The 19,484-nt window shown below is 49.1% G+C and carries 17 protein-coding genes; all 17 read right to left on the bottom strand.

From position 1 onward, the window contains the following. Positions 1–5 precede the first annotated feature (5 nt). Positions 6–1,346 carry a lipopolysaccharide biosynthesis protein gene (locus tag AC506A_RS19250; protein WP_495462623.1) on the bottom strand — a complete coding sequence of 447 codons (1,341 nt, stop codon included), beginning with the start codon at positions 1,344–1,346 and terminating at the stop codon, positions 6–8. Between the two features lie 21 nt (positions 1,347–1,367). Further along, on the bottom strand, positions 1,368–2,267 hold the full coding sequence (locus AC506A_RS19255; protein ID WP_495462624.1) for a glycosyltransferase: 900 nt from the start codon (positions 2,265–2,267) through the stop codon (positions 1,368–1,370). Further along, positions 2,264–3,313 carry a glycosyltransferase gene (locus tag AC506A_RS19260; RefSeq protein WP_495462625.1) on the bottom strand — a complete coding sequence of 350 codons (1,050 nt, stop codon included), beginning with the start codon at positions 3,311–3,313 and terminating at the stop codon, positions 2,264–2,266. Before AC506A_RS19260 ends, AC506A_RS19255 begins: the two co-directional genes overlap by 4 nt. Positions 3,314–3,318: 5 nt before the next feature. Continuing rightward, positions 3,319–4,536: a glycosyltransferase family 4 protein gene (locus tag AC506A_RS19265; RefSeq protein WP_495462626.1), complete on the bottom strand. Its 1,218-nt coding sequence runs from the start codon at positions 4,534–4,536 to the stop codon at positions 3,319–3,321. Then, positions 4,533–5,855 carry an O-antigen ligase family protein gene (locus AC506A_RS19270; protein WP_495462627.1) on the bottom strand — a complete coding sequence of 441 codons (1,323 nt, stop codon included), beginning with the start codon at positions 5,853–5,855 and terminating at the stop codon, positions 4,533–4,535. Before AC506A_RS19270 ends, AC506A_RS19265 begins: the two co-directional genes overlap by 4 nt. Before the next feature lie 29 nt (positions 5,856–5,884). Then, the gene (locus tag AC506A_RS19275; RefSeq protein WP_495462628.1) at positions 5,885–7,141 is read right to left on the bottom strand and encodes a glycosyltransferase family 4 protein; all 1,257 of its coding nucleotides are present in this window, start codon (positions 7,139–7,141) and stop codon (positions 5,885–5,887) included. Positions 7,142–7,160: 19 nt separating this feature from the next. After that, complete coding sequence (locus AC506A_RS19280; RefSeq protein ID WP_495462835.1) at positions 7,161–7,811, bottom strand: sugar transferase; 651 nt, start codon at positions 7,809–7,811, stop codon at positions 7,161–7,163. A gap of 13 nt (positions 7,812–7,824) precedes the next feature. Beyond that, complete coding sequence (galU, locus tag AC506A_RS19285) at positions 7,825–8,724, bottom strand: UTP--glucose-1-phosphate uridylyltransferase GalU (protein ID WP_495462629.1); 900 nt, start codon at positions 8,722–8,724, stop codon at positions 7,825–7,827. A 366-nt stretch (positions 8,725–9,090) separates the two neighbouring features. Continuing rightward, positions 9,091–9,741 carry a CpsD/CapB family tyrosine-protein kinase gene (locus AC506A_RS19290; protein WP_495462630.1) on the bottom strand — a complete coding sequence of 217 codons (651 nt, stop codon included), beginning with the start codon at positions 9,739–9,741 and terminating at the stop codon, positions 9,091–9,093. Beyond that, a complete protein-coding gene (locus AC506A_RS19295) occupies positions 9,722–10,477 on the bottom strand; it encodes a YveK family protein (RefSeq protein WP_495462631.1) in 756 nt (251 codons plus the stop codon). Before AC506A_RS19295 ends, AC506A_RS19290 begins: the two co-directional genes overlap by 20 nt. Before the next feature lie 301 nt (positions 10,478–10,778). Continuing rightward, positions 10,779–11,423 carry a response regulator gene (locus tag AC506A_RS19300; RefSeq protein ID WP_495462632.1) on the bottom strand — a complete coding sequence of 215 codons (645 nt, stop codon included), beginning with the start codon at positions 11,421–11,423 and terminating at the stop codon, positions 10,779–10,781. Between the two features lie 5 nt (positions 11,424–11,428). Then, entirely contained in the window at positions 11,429–12,157 is a 729-nt protein-coding gene (locus AC506A_RS19305; protein WP_495462633.1) for a sensor histidine kinase, read from the bottom strand. Between the two features lie 925 nt (positions 12,158–13,082). After that, entirely contained in the window at positions 13,083–14,177 is a 1,095-nt protein-coding gene (locus AC506A_RS19310) for a fatty acid desaturase family protein (RefSeq protein ID WP_495462634.1), read from the bottom strand. A 133-nt stretch (positions 14,178–14,310) separates the two neighbouring features. Then, on the bottom strand, positions 14,311–15,426 hold the full coding sequence (locus tag AC506A_RS19315) for a Ger(x)C family spore germination protein (RefSeq protein WP_495462635.1): 1,116 nt from the start codon (positions 15,424–15,426) through the stop codon (positions 14,311–14,313). A 13-nt stretch (positions 15,427–15,439) separates the two neighbouring features. Beyond that, entirely contained in the window at positions 15,440–16,777 is a 1,338-nt protein-coding gene (locus tag AC506A_RS19320) for a spore germination protein (protein ID WP_495462636.1), read from the bottom strand. Continuing rightward, positions 16,774–17,826, bottom strand: coding sequence for a GerAB/ArcD/ProY family transporter (locus AC506A_RS19325; protein ID WP_495462637.1), 1,053 nt, complete (start codon positions 17,824–17,826; stop codon positions 16,774–16,776). The genes AC506A_RS19320 and AC506A_RS19325 overlap by 4 nt, the downstream gene beginning before the upstream one ends. Positions 17,827–17,956: 130 nt before the next feature. Then, complete coding sequence (ahpF, locus tag AC506A_RS19330; protein ID WP_495462638.1) at positions 17,957–19,483, bottom strand: alkyl hydroperoxide reductase subunit F; 1,527 nt, start codon at positions 19,481–19,483, stop codon at positions 17,957–17,959. Between the last annotated feature and the right edge of the window lies 1 nt (position 19,484).

Consider the following 19,484-nt stretch of genomic DNA (forward strand, 5'->3'; position numbering starts at 1 on the left):
CCTTCCTAGGTATGCATTCTTCGCGAAAGGTGCTCGAATAGAAAGCGTAAATCGTTTTTGTCATACAGAATATCGAGGATTCGCACCTTGAACACGATTCTCATGGCTGCGATCGTAATCAGAATGCGGATGACCGCGCCGAGCAGCAAGGCAATCGCGATACCATCCAAGCCATACAGCGGTGTCAGGATGAAAAACAATCCGATCGTGATGGCCAGCGCGATCGCTTGTCGCATCGCTACCAAACCGGGACGCCCCATCGCATTGAAGGAAGAGGCGAGAATCCATGAGCCGCCGCCGATGATGCATTCGAGTGACAGCAGGTAGAAGGCGCTGCCGGCTTCCAAAAATTGCTTCCCATACAGGAGACCCAGCAAATAATGACCGATGAGCATGCCAGGAATAACTGCAATGGTCATGAGCAAGAAGGACAATCGGAATGCTCTGCTGACGGCTGTTATAATTTTGTCCTGACTAAGCCCCGTCACCTTCGGGAAGATGACGTTCGAAATGGCCGTCTGCACGACATTAAACACGCGGGATAGCGTATACACAACCGTGTAAAGCCCGAAATCCCTTGGCGTTAATAGGGATAAAATAATCAGCTTGTCGCATTGCGAATACAGCGTGCCGAGCAGCTCTACACCGAACACCCTTCCACCATAGCCAAACAGCGTCCCCAGCACGGTACGGTCTGAGAATCTACGCAGCCAGTTGAACGACAATTCATGCCGCAGCCGGTGCAGCGCCCAGAAGATGACCATCAGACTGGTCCCGAAGAAAACGAATGCTGCGCCGTGCAGAGACAACTTGCCGATCGCCCATAGTACCAGCAGACCGAGCAGATTGCTGAGCGGAACATATAACCGCAATCCGTTATACAGCACGAATTTATCCATGCTTTGCGTGAGCGCCGTAAGCAGATTTACTGCCAGCAGGATAGGCAGTGTTAAGACGGTGTACCACTGTGCCGTCCGAATGACATCATCCGGATAGTTCCCGAGCCAGACAGGCAAATAGATCCAAGCAATCGTACCGACAAGCAGACTGACAGGCAGTTGAAACATGAATCCTGCCCGGATGTATTCAGCCGCTTTACCAGCATGGATCTTCATATTGTAAATAAGGGAGGTCGGAAGCCCGAACGAGACAAGCCCTGCCAGTAAGGTCGGCCAGAATAGAATGGCCGAGAACATTCCCTTCCCCTCGACGCCAAACATTCGTGCAGTCACGATGGAGGTCAATGTGCTTAACACCATAATGAGCAGATTGGCGGCGCTGGTATGCAGGATGGTTTGGAATACTCCGCGGCCTGCCACCGCTCTTTTGACAGCCATTTGATTCATGATTCAAAACATCCTCAACGGTTATATTCGCTTCGGTTGATAGCTTCGCAGCACGCCGCTGATCAGTCCGTTGTTATAAATGATTTTGCTGATATTGCGAAATATTCGCCTTTTATCAAACAGGAACAAGATTGTTAGGACGAGAAAGATGGGCAGCTTAACGAGCGATTTCATAAATATCCCCGCTTTCTTCTTCGAGGACACGGCGCTGCTGACGCCTTGCCAATAAATACGTCGCAGCAGCCATTTCCGGCTGATCCGGCTATGCGGAATCTTGTGCAGCACGGAGGCATGAGGGGTGTAGTAGACCGTATAACGAGTACGGATACGCGCAATCAGTTCAGCCTCCTCACTGGAAAGCAAATTGCTTCCCACTCTGCCAAGATCCTCGCGGAAGGCCTCCATGGTATCGAACACTGACATGCGGAAGGCAACATTGGCTCCAAATGGGATCGCCGGCTCCCGCATCTCCACGATTTCATCCGCATAATCCAAGATGCTGTAGAGTGACTCGTTATCTCGGGAGAGCCACCTTGGCGGGCTGCCTTCCCATGCGGGCTCGATTTTACCGCCTACACAGCCGATTCGCGGATTCCCGTCGAACAAGTCCACGATGCCGGAGATCCAATCCTTGGATGCCTTCGCATCGTCATCCAGGAATAGGATGAACTCGCCTCTTGCTTCACGAATCGCACGATTCCGGGCGACCGATAAACCAAGTCGTTCTTCATACACGTAGCGAACCTGGATGTCGACCATATTCCGGAAGTCCAGTACGGTTTGTTTGGTATGATCGGTAGATCGATTGTCGATCACGATGATCTCGAAAGGTTGTTTGTAGCTTTGCTGCAGCAGGCTGAGAAGCGCTTCCTTGACATCCGCTGCCCGATTATGTGTACAAATCGCTATCGTTGCTTTCATGCTTTCACCTCATGCAGCTTTGTACCGCTATAAATAGGGATCATTTTACCGGCTATCCGGCTCCAATCCAGCTCTCGCAGCTTTGCCTCAATTTGCTTCTCCGTTTGCTTCATATCCATGTCCATGGACTTTCGAAGCGCATCGCGCAAGCCGTTCGGATCCTCCGGATCATACAGAATGCCGCAATCGCCTGTTACATATTCGCCGAGCGCGCCTAAATTCGGCGCTATAACCGGCTTATGATGGGATAATGCAAGAATCGCACTCCCGGATGTCGTGATTTGGTTGTACGGCAGTACGACCCGATCGGCTGCTTGCAGGTAGTCAGCCAGTTCATCGTCACCCACAAACTGCGGATAAACGCTGATTGTGCCATCCCCATTAAATCGGTCAATGAAATCCAGGCTGTATCCGGAATCAACCCGGCCGGCGATCAGTAAACTGCAAGGCGCAAGCTTCAATGACTCGAACGCCTCTACGAGTCGATCAACCCCTTTGTACGGATTGATCCGTCCGACGAACAAGAAAAGAAACCGATCCGGCGTAATACCGAATTTCTGACGGATATCTGTTCCCGTACCCGGATAGGCACCTACATAATGGCCATGCGGCGTAACCACGAGCTTCTTCTGCGGTATCCCGAACACGCTGGCAACTTCCTGCTTGACCGATTCACTCAGGACAAAAGCCTGGTGGCAGACGGTCAGAATAAACTTGCGCATGATATAATCCCAGCGTGTTCGGCCAGCATGCGGCCAAATGTTGTGGACGGTCCAAAACAAGCGAACGCCTCTGCATCTGTAATAGAGCAGTAGAAGAGCGAAAAACAGCGACTTTACGACTGTCAAAGCAATTCCGGATGCATGCTGATACGAATTACTCGGCCAATGCATATGGACGATGTCCCCTCTGCCTGGCTTAGCAATCGTTTCTTTGTCATAATGCTCGACATGCAGCCCTGCCTGTTCGATTGACTTGGTTAACAGTTCGCTGTACTTATTATCCGGGCTGGCTTTCGGCCACATGTAAACGGTCGACTTGCTCATGGCTCTCATCTCCCGTTCACCCCTGCCAGCGCATACTCATGCTGGCCATACTGAATGTGTTCATATAGATTGAGATGCCTGTCCAATAACGATTGCGTCGTAAAGTTCCGGCAATGCTTCAGACATTGCTCCCCAATCCTTCTTCTCTCGTCGCCCCCTAAGGAATGGAACGCGGTAATTTTGGCTTGGATAGCGTCAGCACTCCCCGGAGCAAAGAGGAACTCCCCCGGATTCCAGACGGCATCCGGTATTCCGCCGACATCCGATGCGTAGACCGGTGTGCCAACCTGGTAAGACTCGATGATTACCCGTCCGAAGGGCTCTTCCCATATAGAAGGCACAAACGTAACATCCACTCGCGCCATGTGGCTGCGGGCTTCTTCACGGCTAACTTTACCGGTAAAGACGAAACGATCGTCAGAGGCGCATAACTCCTCAAGCTGCTGCTTCATCCCCCCGTCGCCGCAGATGGTCACTTGTTCCACCATCTTGCGCGGCAGGAAGCGGATTGCGTCGACAAGCTCACGGACGCCTTTCTCGGTCTCGATTCTTCCGAAATATCCGATTCGCAGCGGCTTGCGATGAACGTCTTTCTCTGCGCCTTCGATCGCGCCGTCCACAGCATTCGGAATGACCAGCTTCGCGGCGTTAGGAAACAATCCGGCGTCGGTATGACGCTTCAGAATATGAGAAGAGATCCCGACAACCGCCGATACCCGTTTACTGAATCCGAGTGAAGTCGACTGATAAACACGCGCTAACGTCTGATTCTTGATCGGCGAGCTGACTGGTGAAAGGAGCGAATAATCTCGCAGCGTATGCGCCACCGGCAAGCCTAGTTCAGCGCAAACCGACCATATCCCCGAGCCAAACCCGGATAAATTCTGGGTGTGGACCAGATCCGGCTTTATAGCTGACAGCAGGCTCCGGAATGCCCGGATTTGCACCGGATTGTAGAGATCGATCATTCTGCGGGCTGCTTTCATCAGTGTTCCGCGTCCCTGAGGCTCGCCGATCCAGTACAGATTGTTATAAGGCAGACGATGCACGGTGACTCCGTTAATAACTTCTCTCTGGAACCCGGCGCTTCGTTTCTGCCCGCCAACTGTAAGGACGTGAACCTCTGCTGAGGAGACCAGCGATTCTGCCAATATTTGAGTTGATATTTCCGCACCGCCAATGATATGCGGCGTGTATAGACTATTAACAATTAAGATTCTCATGCAATACGTTTCATTCCCTTCATTCCCCTTAAGCGCTGCATCACTCTTCCTGCTGCCAAGGCAGCCGGCTGTTCATTGAAAAAACCGCCTCGAATGAACCCGATCAACAGCCAAAAGTTCACAAAGGAATAGGAATCGAAATTCATGACGAGCGAAACGCACAACGCAAAAGCGAATTTTGCGTAAGGATTCGCACCTGCGCTCCTCAAGGCGGAGATGATGAAGCCAAAGAACAACGCAGCACCGATCAGGCCTTCCTCTGCAAACACTTTGGACAGCAGGTTCCGTGACGTTGCCATCTCAGGCGTATCGAAGACGAGATCATGTACCTCGTCGAATACCAGTCCATCATTGAAATGCTTCAGCAGCAGTTCCGCGAATTCCCTGTAATAAAATCCTCCCCCAACGCCGAAGAGCGGGTGATGGGCGAACTCCAAGAAACCGATGGCCGGAAAAACAACCCTGATGAAGAAAGAATTGTCGGTCTTGATCAGGGAGTTGAAATCAAACTGGAACCGGTCTGTGAAATAACCACTGACGTGGAAAGCCTCTAATAAGAACGGAACCCCTACCCCAACGACAAGAACGCATGCCGCAAGCACAAGCAGCATTTTCCCGCGATTCCTGCTTGTGATCAGCACATAGATGAGCAGTGCGGTCAACAATACGCTGTATGCGTAAGCTGAGAACGACAGCACCAGCAGAACCGCTGTACCGATCAGCAGCACCAAATGTTTGCGGAAGCCCTGTTTGAACAAGTACAACATCAGAATGCCGCCGCTCAACATATGAATCGCACCCCACGATGGTTCACCGGACAGCATTTGAATCCGTCCGCGGTACACCTTCTCTGAGAACAACCCGGTCAAGGGCAAGGAGAATCCACTGCGAACGACAAGTGCATCCACGAGCTGCATGAAACCAATCGCCAGCGGCGGAATAAAGCCGATTAACAGACTCTTGGCAATCCATCCTTTCAGTGCAGGATCCTCTTTGGTTTGTTCGGCGATATAGACAGACACCCGGTACATCGATAGGCCAAACAGCAGCGTAATTGTATGCTTCAGGCTGCTGCCTGCATCCTCATAGCCGATGGACACCACTAAAGAATGGGAGATGCTGTAGATGACGAACGCAATAAAGAAGAGGTCTCCGGCCCTGAACCGGAAATTGCAGAACAACAGCAGAAACGATGCCGCAAACATCGGAAACATGGCAACCGGACGATAGACCGAGAAGTGAAAATACGGCAGGCTATCGTAAGTAAGGACTGCCAAGGAGAAGAGAAACAGCATGATAATAAGATTTCGAAGAATCATAAATGCACCTGCTCTTGACGCAAGCGGAGCTATGATAAGATCAACTCCATATGTTTGCGTGTGACGGAGCTGCTGAAATGACCTGCGACATAGCGTACCGAATTGCGCGATACTTTATCGTTAATTTCTGGGTTGCTGAGTAGAAGCAGTACGTTTTGAACCATCTCGTCGTCCGATTCACAGATAAATAGATCCTCGCTGTGATTCGCACTGATCCCTTCAACGCCGATCTGATTGGTCACGACCGGGACGCCCCAGGACATAGCCTCCACGATTTTCGTTTTGATGCCTGTCCCGAACAGCAGCGGAGCGATCATGAGCGCGCACTCACTGACAATCTGCTTCATATCGTCAACTTCACCGGTCACGATGACGCCCGGATAGATGTTCTGCAGCTGCAGTACTTCGGCGGTTGGGCTCTTCCCGACAATATGGAAGGTCGCCTCCGGTGCCTTCTGCTTGATCTTGGGCCATATTCGTTCGCAGAAATAGACAACAGCGGAGCTGTTATGCGGAATGTCCATTTTCCCTACGAACACCAGCTTGTTCCGGTCATATCGGCGCGGTCCGCTGCCCTGCCGCTCATCCGCTTCGAACTTCATCGGAATACCGTAGCAGGATTCGTGGCGGGTAACCTTCTGGAAGCTTTCTGCTTCGCTCGGCGAGGTGAAGATGAGATGGTGAAATTGCGCCGCCACCCGCTTCTCGTACTTGCCTAGCAGCCGGCTCTCTAAATCAATCAGCCATTTCTGGATAAACTTCACGTCCGCAAATCGCTTCAGCTTGCCCGGCAATTTGTCCGCAAACCCTCCGAGTGCTGAAGGAATATAGTGAAACCATTCCAACTGCCGCCGATAACGCAGCGATAGCAGATCATCGTAGCTCAGAACCTGTCTGCCTTGTTCCTCGGATACATATTCCGCTACCCGTACCATGTCGTACAGAATGAGCTCCGGCTTCTCCGATTGAACGATTTCTTTGATTTTCCGATGTGTCTTGCGGCTGTAATAGACGGATACCTGAAGCGGCCATCTTCGCAGCAGCAAGGAATACACCGCGACATTGAAGAGTTTCTCAACCAATCCAGGCAGTTCGAGGCACACCAGTCTGTCAATTTCGTCCGGCCGATGTTTCAGATACCGGTTATCATCCACGAAGGATAAATTCACAATCTCGCTATCCGGATAAATCTCTTTCATTTGCCGAATGTATTGCAGCAGCATATTTTTCCGTCCATCCGTATTCGGGAAGGGAAACCGGTTCGTAATAAACATGATGGTTTTCATATGCAGTCCCTACCCCCTATCAGAAAGCATCCTTCGCACCAAGCAGCAGCTTGAAGGTTTTAAAAATGATTTTCAAATCGCCGATTACGCTTCTTTTCTGGATATATTCCAAGTCCAGCTTTACCATTTCTTCAAAGCTCAGCTCATTGCGTCCACTGACCTGCCATAAGCCGGTGCAGCCCGATGTCACGGTCAACCTGAGCTTGTCGTATTCCGAGTACTCTGCGACTTCCCTCGGCAGCGGTGGTCTGGGGCCGACGAGCGACATGTCTCCTTTGAGCACATTAACAAGCTGAGGAAGCTCATCGATACTAGTTTTCCGGATGAATTTACCGACCCTCGTAATGCGTGGATCATCCTTCATCTTGAACATCGCGCCTTGAATTTCATTCTGATCAAGCAGCTCTTTCAACTTCTCCTCCGCGTTTGACACCATCGAGCGGAACTTGTACATCTTGAAGGGTTTCTCGTCCTTGCCAATCCTGGTCTGATAGAAGAACGCTGAACCTCTCGGATCCTCCAGCTTTATCAGGAGCACAATGAGCAAGAACAACGGCAGCAGGATAATTAATCCGAGCAGCGCGCAGGTTATATCAATTACTCGTTTGACTATCGTATAGAAGACCAAATTGTTGTACGTTTGCAAAGCCCTATGTTCCGACACCTTCATGACAGCTTCCTGATCATATCGTCGATTCATGAGATACACTCGCTCTTTCCCGCTCGAGGATTTCCTCCAGCTCTTCTATTAATTGATAGCGCAGCTCGCGGTTTCCGAGCGCGAAATCTATGGTTGTCATTATGAATCCGAGCTTCTCGCCAACATCGTAGCGAGTCCCTTCGAAATCGTAGGCGTATACGCCAGAATCCTCATTCAGCTTCTGAATCGCATCGGTTAATTGAATCTCCCCGCCTGCTCCCGTCTCATGACGGCCTAAATATTCGAAGATATCCGGCGTTAGAATATAACGTCCCATAATCGCTAGATTAGAAGGCGCTTGTCCAAATGGCGGCTTCTCCACGAAACGTTTGACCGTGCACAGCCGTCCGGATCTATCAAGTGGATCTACGATTCCATAACGGTCGGTTTGGTGAGCGCCTACGGCTTGAACGCCGATAACCGATTTCCCAGTCCGCTCATATTGTTCGATGAGCTGCCTGGTGCATGGAACATCAGCTTTGACAATATCGTCGCCGAGCAGCACTGCGAATGGTTCGTCGCCGATAAAATTGCGCGCGCACCATACGGCGTGCCCGAGACCTTTTGCCTCTTTCTGCCTGATATAGTGAAGCTCTACGTTTGAAGACTGCTGTACCTTACGGAGGATATCGTGTTTCCCTTTCTCCTCGAGCGTATGCTCAAGCTCAAAGGCGATATCGAAATGATCCTCAATTGCACGTTTTCCTTTGCCCGTGACGACTATGATGTCTTCTATCCCGGATGCGATCGCTTCCTCCACGATGTACTGGATCGTCGGTTTGTCGACAATCGGAAGCATTTCTTTGGGCATTGCTTTGGTTGCGGGTAGAAACCTAGTACCGAGTCCAGCCGCAGGGATAATCGCTTTTCTCACTTTTTTCATTGATCTCACCCTATCCAATTTATTTCTATATCTATGTCGTGTTCTAAAAACACGAGCTATGTTTTCTCGCCCTAGAGTAAAACATAGCTCGTATTTCTAGATAAGAAGAAACGGCCAAGGTGAAACGACTGTCGCCGTTCATTCGGCGGTGCAGAGCGTTTCATTCCGGAGAATTCTAAGCTCATTTATAACGTGAAACATATAAATTCTTAGAATTTCTAAAAATAGAGTAGGGCATTGAACCCTTCCTCACGTCATACCACTGACGATGAACGTCTAAGGCCGATTGACCCACAGCATAACCGAGTGCCTCCGGTGATAGAGGAGCAGGAGACATTTCCTTTAAACCGGCTGATAGATGCTATGTTACCGGCCTGCGCGATTGAGGACAGCTCCGATGACAGTTGCACGCCCATACTCCAGCGCTGCCATTGCTTTTACCGCTATATCGTTCTTCACTTTTCCCGGTTTCACGACAAGCACGACACCATCGCTCTTGCTGGCGATGATCAGTGCATCCGTAACCGTCATAATCGGAGGCGTATCGATGATGACGATATCGAACCGCTCCTTTGTCTTCTCAAGCAGAGTCGTCATCTCTGGCGAGTCTAGCAGCTCTGACGGACCATCCGGTTCCGGCCCTGCACTCATCACATAGAGATTCTCGATGCTCGTCTGCTGAATAACCGTTTCAAACTCGCTGACACCGGCTAACGCCGTACTTAACCCATAACGGTCGTTCGACAGCTCGAATATGTGATGCTGTACAGGTGTTCTAAGGTCTGCATCAATGAGCAGCACTCTCTTGCTCGCTTGAGCATAGGCCACCGCAACATTGGCTGCTGTTGTGCTCTTGCCTTCGCCGGGCAGAGCCGACGTGATCATGACGGTCTTCATCGCTGTATCCTGATTCGAGAAGGTGATTTTCGTCCTCAAACTGCGATAGATTTCGGAGACGGCCGACTTCGGATTATTCTCGGTAACGAGATTCCGACTTTTATGCATCAAGCGAGACATTGTTCTTCCTCCCTGACAGAGGCTTCATCTGAGCATTATGGCCGCTTGCAGCCTTATCGCCTCGTTTTATTCTCGGGATATCCGCAAGCACCGGAATTCCGAACTGTTCCTGAACGTCTTCCTCTGTCTTAACCGTGTTATCCAGCTGATCCAGAATGAAAGCAGCTACGATACCGGCCATCAATGCCAGTACGAATGTGACCATTACGTTCATCGCCGGGTTAGGCGATACTTGACCCCGAGGCTCCGATGGATCAGCCAAGTTCAGAACCGCTATATTGTCCAATTTCATGAGCGTCTGAATTTCTTGCCGGAAGACCTCCGACATCGCATTAGCCATATTGGCTGCTCGCTCAGAGGATTGATCTCGGACGGTAATCGTCATCACCTGTGTATCATTGATGGAGCTGACACTCACTTTCGAAGCAAGCTCGCCTGCACTTACGCCCAGCTCCGGATGCTCCTTTACGACCTTCTCCATGACGCGCGGCGTCCGGATAATTTCTTTATAGGTTTTGATCAGCAGAATATTGGAGTTGATGGAACCGACATCGATGTTTGATTGGTTCGGATCCACGTCCTTGCTCTGACCTACGATCAGCTTCGTCGAAGCTTCATACTGCGGTTTCACGAAGTGGCTCGTGTAGTAGCCGACAAGCGTGCAACTGACAATTACCAGCAAAGCGATCATCCACAGTTTATTTCTGACAATGCTCCAATATCGTTGTAATTCCAAAGCTATTTCCTCCGATACCGCGTTCATAGTTGGGGATTGAACACTGCTTTTTTGTCTGAATATTCAGATATATTTAAGTGTTTCAGTCTGCCTTCTCGTGATCAGCCCTCCCCTTCGTGGTTAGGCTATATCTCGGTGCAATTTAATTGTATAGCGACTTTACGCTTCAAGACTATTGCTCATCAGGATGATTTTGTTTCATCTCAAGTTGTACGCCTAGCCGACTCAATGGATGAACCGGGATTATACTTTCGTACCATATGCGCCATTGGACAAACAAAAAGAGCGGCTGTCGCCGCTCTTAAGTGGTTCCGGATAGCTCATCCGACGATGCGTATGCTGCTACTCCCCGCGACTGCGCATAAAGAGCAGCTTGTGTGCGGTCATTCACATTTAGTTTTTGAAAGATGTTGCTGATGTGCTTCTTGACCGTAGACTCGCTTATCATCAGCTTCTGCGCTAAAGCACTGTTGGACAATCCCTCGCATAGTGAGGACAGCACATTGCGCTCCTTCGGTGTCAGCTTCTCAAGCGGATCATCTGGATCCTTTCGGATCAGGACGTCCATAAGCCCTTGGTCAAAGTACTTTCGTCCACGATCAATTAGCTTGATCGCAAGCAGCAGCTCCTCAGGCATGGAGTCCTTGAGTACATATCCGTCGGCACCGCACTCCTCTGCCCTGCGAATGTCCGCTTCCGCCGCAGATGAAGTGAGCATCATGAAACGGCATGAATGAAGACGGAATTGTTCGACCACATCAAAACCACATTGATCTCCAAGTCGAATGTCCACTATGGCAAGATCAGGCTCCGTCGTTTCTATCAGCTGCACCGCCTCTTCGACGGTCTCAGCTTCTCCAATGATTTCGATTCCTTCCTCCTGCGCCAGTACGGCGATCAGGCCTTTGCGGACCACATGATGGTCATCCACAAGTACGATTCTCAAATCGATCACCCGCTTTTCGTAGTTTGGCCAGTTGCTTTATGAACGCCGGTTAACGGTAACGGCAGCAAGACCCGAATCACGGTCCCACTCCCTTGCTTACTGCTAATCTCATATTTGCCGCCTAGCGATGCGGCTAGTTTGCGCATATTGGATATGCCGAAGCCTGAATCCGGTTTGCTTGGCTTCAGCAGCCATGGATTAAAACCGCGGCCGTTATCCTCGATGGAGAGTCTGACGATGCGCTGCTCCACAGTCAAATTAATCGTTACGCTGCTGCTCGCACCGTGACGGATCGCGTTGCCTACCCCTTCCAGGATCATCCGATACAGCGCTTTTTGATGGTTTATGGAAATGCGGTTGTCTGAGTTAGGTGCGTTGATACAGATTTGGACACCGTTCAACTTGGCCTGATTGGCCAGATGTGATTTTACGATACTGATCCAGGAAGCATTGTCGTTCTTATCGCTCTCACGAGAGCTCAGATTGTAAATCGATGCACGCAGTTCACGGGAAGCAGCCAGCGCCGCTTCTTGAATTTCTTGCATCTGCTCTTGCATCTGCTCTTGCATCTGCTCTTGAGTCCGGTCGTTATTCATTCCGTTACAGTCACATTTCATCGACTGAATGGCGTAAATGATACCGAACAAATGCTGAGAAACACGATCATGCAGTTCCTCAGCAATCCGGTTACGCTCCTCGATTAAGAATCGTTCTGATTCGATCTGAATTGCCATCGTTATCATCACCTTTCTTATCACTCTATTGAAAATTATGAGAGAATCGTAAGTTTTCGTCATAGATATCCAAATTCGGACAGTCGGCTTCTAATCTCAACATACCTTGAGAACATGGACATGGACATACTGCAGGAGTACCGATTTTGTTAACCCAATGTTTACAGGTAAACAGTGACCTTGGACTCAATAGCTGATACACGTATTTGTCGAATACGAAGCACATATCTAACGAGCGAGGTTAGATCTTGTAATTTTTTTGTAAGAGATAAAACTTGATAATAGCGCGCTGCGCATGGATCGAGAACGATTCTCAACTGCGACATTTGGAACTGTTCGTGAAGCTTCAACCACTTGGGCCTCATTACCCAAATAGGATTAGAGAGAAACGCAATGAAGTAGGACTATAAGCAATTAGAAATTCATCACTTTAACTAAAATTTAAAGATTATTTACATTATTTAGCGCAAACAACTCCCCTAAGTAGTATCCACTATGGTGCTTTTGCATACTGAATAAGTATAAATTCGTTTAAATAATGAGAATAAAGTGAGAATAATGAGAAGAATAATCTGCCATATTCACTTTCTCTTCGGCAAACTAATACTTACCCACTCGCGGCCGATGTGAACCTAGCAGCACAAAAAGGCTGCCGATTGGCAGCCTCCTCAGTCTGAATGTCATGCAGAATGCTCTAACGAACCGTACGGCTCTTATTTGTCCATTAACGGCTCCGAAATATTTCTAACGAACCGTAGGGGCTCTATTTGACGGTTTTGGAGTATTTGAGAGCAGATTGTCCCCAAATAACGCCTCTACGGTTCGTTAGATTCTCAAAGCCCCGAAATTCGGCCCAATAACGCCCCTACGGTTCGTTAGATTTTCGCGGAATGGGAGACGAGGAATGCGAGATGAGGCATGAGGCTTAATGGTTAGACGCTATCTCTGCATCTGCTTTGACCGATTGCACACCGTAATAATACGGATTCGCAGTAGCCGGCAGCGGGCGATCCACTACATAATCAGGATTTTCCTTCTGTTTAATCAGCGCAGCAATGACCTCTTTAAGCGCTGCCCATAGACTCGGACTCGGTGCCGGATAGTCAAATTTCAATTCCTCATGCAGGGCAGGCAGCGCATGATAGGGCACCATCGGAAACATGTGATGCTCGATGTGATAATTCATATTCCAGTATAGGAATCGAAAGAAACGATTAATATAAATCGTGCGCGTGTTCAAACGATGATCCAGCACATCTTCCCTGAGACCCAAATGCTGAGCCAGACCTACTAACAGCAGCAGAATGGGGCCGTAGAAGGTCGGAAGACCAACAAACATAAGCGGCAGCATACTACCGATTACGATCGACCAAGCAATGATACCTGCTAGAATAAGTACCCAGATTCGCGAAATCCAAACGGCTTTCCTCATTTCGGACGCCGGAACATAATCATGCTCTGCCGCAGTCAGCTTCCCGAAACAGTGCGTGATAATGGCTTTAAGATCTCTCGATCCCCCATAGATATGAACAATTTCCCCGAAAATAATGCGCCAAACCGGCGGTCTGGACATCGCGATTTCCGGGTCGCGCCCTACGATATACGTATCGGTGTGGTGTCTCACATGGCTCCAGCGCCATGGGATAGGAGCTCTTAAATCCATGAAGGAAGCAATCTGATACAGGACATCATTCATCCATGCTGTCTTAAACGCCGTGCCATGACCGCATTCATGCCACCGTGAATCAGCAGTTGAAGCATAGCTGACTCCGTATAAGGCAAACGCCGGTATAGCCCACCATGATCCCCAAGAATAATAAGCAAGAACTCCTGTACCGATAAGCCATGCAAACATCAGAATCGTATCGCGAATAGCAGGTCCATCCTTACGTTTCATTAGCTCTTTCAGACGCTGGCGCGGAATCGGGCTCTTATACCAATCCTCCGCTGATGCTAATCCTCTTTCTTGTGCTCGTTTATTTTCCGGTCCAGTCAGGCTATAATCTCTCTTCGCAGACACAGTAAAGACCTCCCCAAACAAATTAGTGATAGCGCTTTCTTTAATCTTAACGCCTAGTGAGCAAACTGTCGTTAACGTAACAAGACATTCATTTGAACTATAAGGACAAAAAACGCCATTTAGGCGTTTTTCATTAGATCGTTCTTTTACCAGCATGATCGATATAGACCTTCACGTTTACATCCTTTAAGGAGGATTTATTGATCGTAATCGTTTTCCAGTTCTTTACCCTGCCTTGAAACAGGTGATGCCTGAAGTTGTACAGATCAATCCCTTTCTTAATGTTGGTCACGTAAGTATCCCTTATCTCGCGTTCAATGTTTGCAGTGACTTCACCTGCGACTGCCGACTCTTCTCCTTCATCGCTCATCCATTCGACGATATTCCCATGAGTACTTATATCAACCGTAAATAAAACCTCGTCACCTTTCCGGGTGAATGTAATTTTCGATTTCGCTTTCTCCATGGATACGACGCCATGCGTGACTGGTACAGGTGTACGGATCATATCGGGTTCAAACCACCGCAGGCCCATCATCTGTTTTTCTGAAAGATATCCCTGAGACTTGGTTTCGTCCATCACGAAAATACCGTCTATTTTAAGGTGAGGGTCACGTTTGTTTTGATCATTGGACCACTTCTCGGTATCCAGTGATAAGGCAGGGATTGCAGTTGTATACCCGGGATCAAGCATGCCGAGTATTAATTCTTGAAAGGTGAGCATCGGATAGATGGAACGTTGGCTGTGGCTGTCTCGCGGCGATTGCATGGAAGTGGTTAGTGGACTTAGCGTAAAAAAGGATTGTGCCTTCAACACCTGATCCACGGGTTCCTTTGTTCCATACACCCACGATGAGTATCGAAACTCTCGATACCTTTTGTACGAATCGAGTCCATTGGATCCCATATGGTTAAGCATGCGTTCTGAAATCAGAACAGATCTGACATGGCTCCATTCGAGCTTACGTTGAGCGGTACTATACAAATCTCCTACGGCCTCACTTGGTGTTCTGCCAACCCCTCTCCCCACCCATATATGCGGTTGACTGCCCGAACCGCCTTGTTCGGAATTTGAAGAGGATAGGCTTATGATCTGTATATACGCAATCGTCTTCCCCTTGTTGTAATCGTATCCAATGGCGGTTACGTATAGGACTTCTTCGATGTTTTTGTAATCCCAGCATCCGGTCAGCAGTAAAGGTACGATTAGGAGTAAGGCGCCTATTTTAGCTCCGAGTTTGATGCCCAAGGTCAGCTCTCCTCTACTTGGTTTTATCTTTGGGATGGAGCGCCTTGAAGCGTTCCCTCTTCATATGAAAAGGTAAATTGATGATGGAAATGATAATCGGCTTTAATTTCATCTGACTTATAGGTTCCAGATAAGGTACGCCAAATGACTTTAAGGTGGCCATGTAAGCGATAACGGAAAGCGATGCAATAAAAAATCCGAACAAACCCAATATGCACGAGACTAAGAGCACGTATATACGGATGAGTGTGACTGTTCCGCTTAAGGATTGGTTCACGAGCGTGAAAGTAGCGACAACCGCAGACGCAGTGACCATTAACATCGAGGGCGAAGCCAATCCTGAGCGAATGGCGGCATCTCCGATGATAAGTCCGCCAACGACGGCAACCGTTTGACCTACCGCCGTCGGCAGCCTGATTCCCGCTTCCCGAAACATTTCAAACAAGCCCAGAATAATGAACGTTTCGATCGGTGCGGGATAAGGAATTCCCGTTCGAGCGGTAACGAGCGTCGACAAGAGCGGAAAAGGGAGTTGGTCGATATTATAAGCGAATAAACTAACCCAGAAGCCCGGTAAAAACATGGCAACCAGGAGACCGACGAATCTCAGCATGCGCTGAAAAATCGTATAGTAAAACGGGAAATGAATATCTTCCGGCGACTTGATGAGCTCCATAAAGTTGATCGGTCCGATAATGGCCATCGGGGAGCCGTCTATGAGAATGACAAAGCGACCCGTCATAAGCGCTTGAACCGCAAAATCAGGTCGTCCGATATAATCAACAAGTGGAAAAATAGAGTTTGGCGAATCGCTCAAGTACTCCTCCAACTGAGCTACCCCTAAGAGGACATCGATGTCTATTTTGGCAAGACGTGCTCTGACTTCCTTTAATATCGCAGCATTTGTAATGTCTTTACAATAAAGCAGCGCAACAGTCGTGTTTCCGCGCCTCCCGATTGTCACTTGCTCGTAGCTCAGCGACGTTGTTTTCATCCGTTTGCGAATGAGCGCCACGTTTGTTTGAACTTCCTCTGTAAATCCATCCCTTGGACCTTTAATGGAGACTTCGCTTGTTGACTCCTCTATGCTTCGGCTTCGCGGCTCATGAAGTTCATATTTAAGCTGATCAGGGAACATAACGACTACCCCTGCGAATATTTCCTCCGTGATGGACTTCTCAAGCGGTTTCCATTCGTTATTTTGGATCATTTGCTTCCAGTTCGGAATGACGATGGTTTTGAGCCTGTCCATATTTACTAAACTCTCGCAATATAATAATGAGATCTCGCCTATGTGCTCCAGTTTCACATCATACGCTTCTTGAACTAAGGCTTCTACCTCTCGGTTCATGCAAGTACCTTCTTTCTCACACGAATAGCCCAAGCGTACCCGATTATGGCCACTACAAGCCAGGCTGAATAAGGAATGTAATACTCGCTTAATACGGCTAAATAACTCAATTCCCCCCATGGAATGGCTAAGGCAATAATGAGGAGTAACCCCATAAGGATAACCGGTAGTTTGGATTGTGGTTTAATGATGTCACCAATCAGAAATAACATAACAGACGCATTAACTACGGTTAATGTCATCCAAATGAACACGGAAATGAAGTCCATCTTCTCGATATACTCTGTAATTTGGATTAATCGAACTTCGCTATAGATGGGGAAAGATAATCTTGCTGCTTCCACAGGTCCAAATGTAGCCAGCAGCACTGCCGCTATGATGCTGGCTACAACTCCCAGCGTTACACAATTCCATACAAACTTCCCCCTTTTGACAGCGCCGTCCGTATGATGGGACAAAAACAACAGAAAGGCAATATTCCCCTCTCCACGCCAAGCATCCCACATCGATTCCAGCAATGAGGGGATTGGAGTTGTACCAACAGGCCGAAGAAAATTGAAGTGTACGTATTTCATAGCTAATAGATTTTGAAAAAGAACAGCGCAGAATACCGGAAAAAAAACGACGGTTGCCACGATGCCGATGGGCTCAATTCCTTTAACGCCGAGATACATAGCAAGACCGACTAAAGCCAATATAACGATGATTTTAGGCGTAAACGGAAGCAGCACAATTTTCGTCCACGATATAATGTCTCGGCAATCAATGAACGCATTGGTCGCTAAGTACAGTAAAGACAGCGCTTTGAATATCGCCGTAACAACGCCACCGACTTGGCGTTTCGATTCAACCATTAAGGATGTATTCGCGTCATAAGCGGCGTATACGATAAACGAAAAGGCGATAAAAGGTACGAGCGAAAGTGCAACAGCTATCCAGGCGTCACGCCCGCCGGCGCCTATTACGGGATTTACAGAAGCGGTTTGTAAAAAAGAAATGACAGCGAACGTAATTAAGATATAGGTTTGTGCAGCATTGATCTTCGTCACTTTTTCCACCTCCATAAGGTAGAATGCGCCAATTGTGGGTCGATTATGAATATCACATGGGAGGAAGGAAAATAAAAAGGCCGCCCGTATCCATCAGGATACAGGCGGCTGGAAGTAATATAGAACGTTGTTAATGGCGGATGAGATAATCAAAGGCACTTAATGCTGCGATCGCACCTGATCCCATCGAAATCACGATCTGGTTGTAAGGACTGTCCGTGCAATCGCCGCCGGCAAATACACCTGGCAGGCTGGTTGCTCCGCGCTTGTCCACGACAATTTCTCCTGAACTCATCCGCTCAATGTCATCGCCGAGCCATTCGGTATTGGGAACAAGTCCGATCTGAACGAATACGCCTTCAAGCTCGACGTGCTTCTCTGCTCCTGTATCGCGTTCGATGTAAGAAATGCCATTCACTTTGTCCATTCCGGTAATTTCTTTCGTCTGAACGTTCACCAGTACGGTTAAGTTCGGAAGGCTGTACAGACGATCTTGCAGCACAGCATCCGCCTTCAATTCCGAGGAGGATAGAATGGTGACATGGCTGGCGATGCCTGCGAGATCGATCGCCGCCTCGACGCCGGAGTTGCCTCCGCCGACAACAGCTACACGCTTGCCTGCATACAACGGACCGTCGCAATGCGGGCAATAGGCCACCCCTTTATTCTTGAACTCCTCTTCGCCCGGAACGCCGATATTGCGCCAGCGTGCGCCTGTGGAGAGAATAATGGTCTTGCTCTTCAGCACGGCACCGTTCTCGAGTTGAACCTCGAAGAGTTTACTCTTCTCGAGCCGTACGGCGCGCTGCAGCTTCATAATGTCGACGTTGTACTCTTTCACATGCTCTTCAAGACTAGCCGCCAGCTTCGGACCTTCGGTGTATTTCATGCCGATCAGATTCTCGATCGCAAGCGTATCGACCACTTGGCCGCCGAAGCGATCAGCCACGATGCCGGTGCGAATCCCTTTGCGCGCCGCATAGATCGCCGCGCTTGCGCCTGCAGGTCCGCCGCCGACAACAAGCACGTCATAAGGCTCCTTATTGAACAGCTCCGAATCATCACGCGTCATGCCGATTTTGGTCAAAATTTCGTCGATCGTCATCCGGCCGCCGCCGAAAAATTCGCCGTTTAGGAAAATGGACGGGACGGCCATGATGTTGTTGCTCTCCACTTCCGCTTTAAAGGCCGCTCCGTCGATCATCGTATGCGAAATGCCGGCATTTAGGACGCTCATCAGGTTCAGTGCCTGCACGACATCCGGGCAGTTATGGCAGCTTAAGCTGATGTACGTCTCAAAACGGTATTTGCCTTGGATGCTCTTAATCCGATCGATAACGTCCTGCTCGACCTTAGGAGCTCTGCCGCTGACCTGCAGCAGTGCGAGCACCAAAGAGGTGAATTCGTGACCGAGCGGAATGCCTGCGAATACGATGCCCGTGTCCTCGCCTGGACGGTTCACGCTGAAGCTTGGTGTTCTCGGCAAATCAGCCTTCTCGAACTTGATTCGGGAAGACATGCCGGCAATCGCGTCCACCAGCCCAAGCATATCTTGTGATACTTGATCGTCGCCGGCGCAGACTTTGATCAGCACGTCGCCTTCCATCAAGCCTAGGTATTGATTTAATTGTGCCTTAATTTCCGGGTCTAATACCATC

The sequence above is a fragment of the Paenibacillus sp. N22P23 genome (genome assembly GCF_059383735.1).

Excerpts from the sequence above, each read along its gene's own strand:
- AC506A_RS19250 (WP_495462623.1), bottom strand. The coding sequence starts at position 1,346 with ATGAATCAAATGGCTGTCAAAAGAGCGGTGGCAGGCCGCGGAGTATTC.
- AC506A_RS19255 (WP_495462624.1), bottom strand. The coding sequence starts at position 2,267 with ATGAAAGCAACGATAGCGATTTGTACACATAATCGGGCAGCGGATGTC.
- AC506A_RS19260 (WP_495462625.1), bottom strand. The coding sequence starts at position 3,313 with ATGAGCAAGTCGACCGTTTACATGTGGCCGAAAGCCAGCCCGGATAAT.
- AC506A_RS19265 (WP_495462626.1), bottom strand. The coding sequence starts at position 4,536 with ATGAGAATCTTAATTGTTAATAGTCTATACACGCCGCATATCATTGGC.
- AC506A_RS19270 (WP_495462627.1), bottom strand. The coding sequence starts at position 5,855 with ATGATTCTTCGAAATCTTATTATCATGCTGTTTCTCTTCTCCTTGGCA.
- AC506A_RS19275 (WP_495462628.1), bottom strand. The coding sequence starts at position 7,141 with ATGAAAACCATCATGTTTATTACGAACCGGTTTCCCTTCCCGAATACG.
- AC506A_RS19280 (WP_495462835.1), bottom strand. The coding sequence starts at position 7,811 with ATGAAGGTGTCGGAACATAGGGCTTTGCAAACGTACAACAATTTGGTC.
- galU (WP_495462629.1), bottom strand. The coding sequence starts at position 8,724 with ATGAAAAAAGTGAGAAAAGCGATTATCCCTGCGGCTGGACTCGGTACT.
- AC506A_RS19290 (WP_495462630.1), bottom strand. The coding sequence starts at position 9,741 with ATGTCTCGCTTGATGCATAAAAGTCGGAATCTCGTTACCGAGAATAAT.
- AC506A_RS19305 (WP_495462633.1), bottom strand. The coding sequence starts at position 12,157 with ATGGCAATTCAGATCGAATCAGAACGATTCTTAATCGAGGAGCGTAAC.
- AC506A_RS19320 (WP_495462636.1), bottom strand. The coding sequence starts at position 16,777 with ATGAACCGAGAGGTAGAAGCCTTAGTTCAAGAAGCGTATGATGTGAAA.
- ahpF (WP_495462638.1), bottom strand. The coding sequence starts at position 19,483 with ATGGTATTAGACCCGGAAATTAAGGCACAATTAAATCAATACCTAGGC.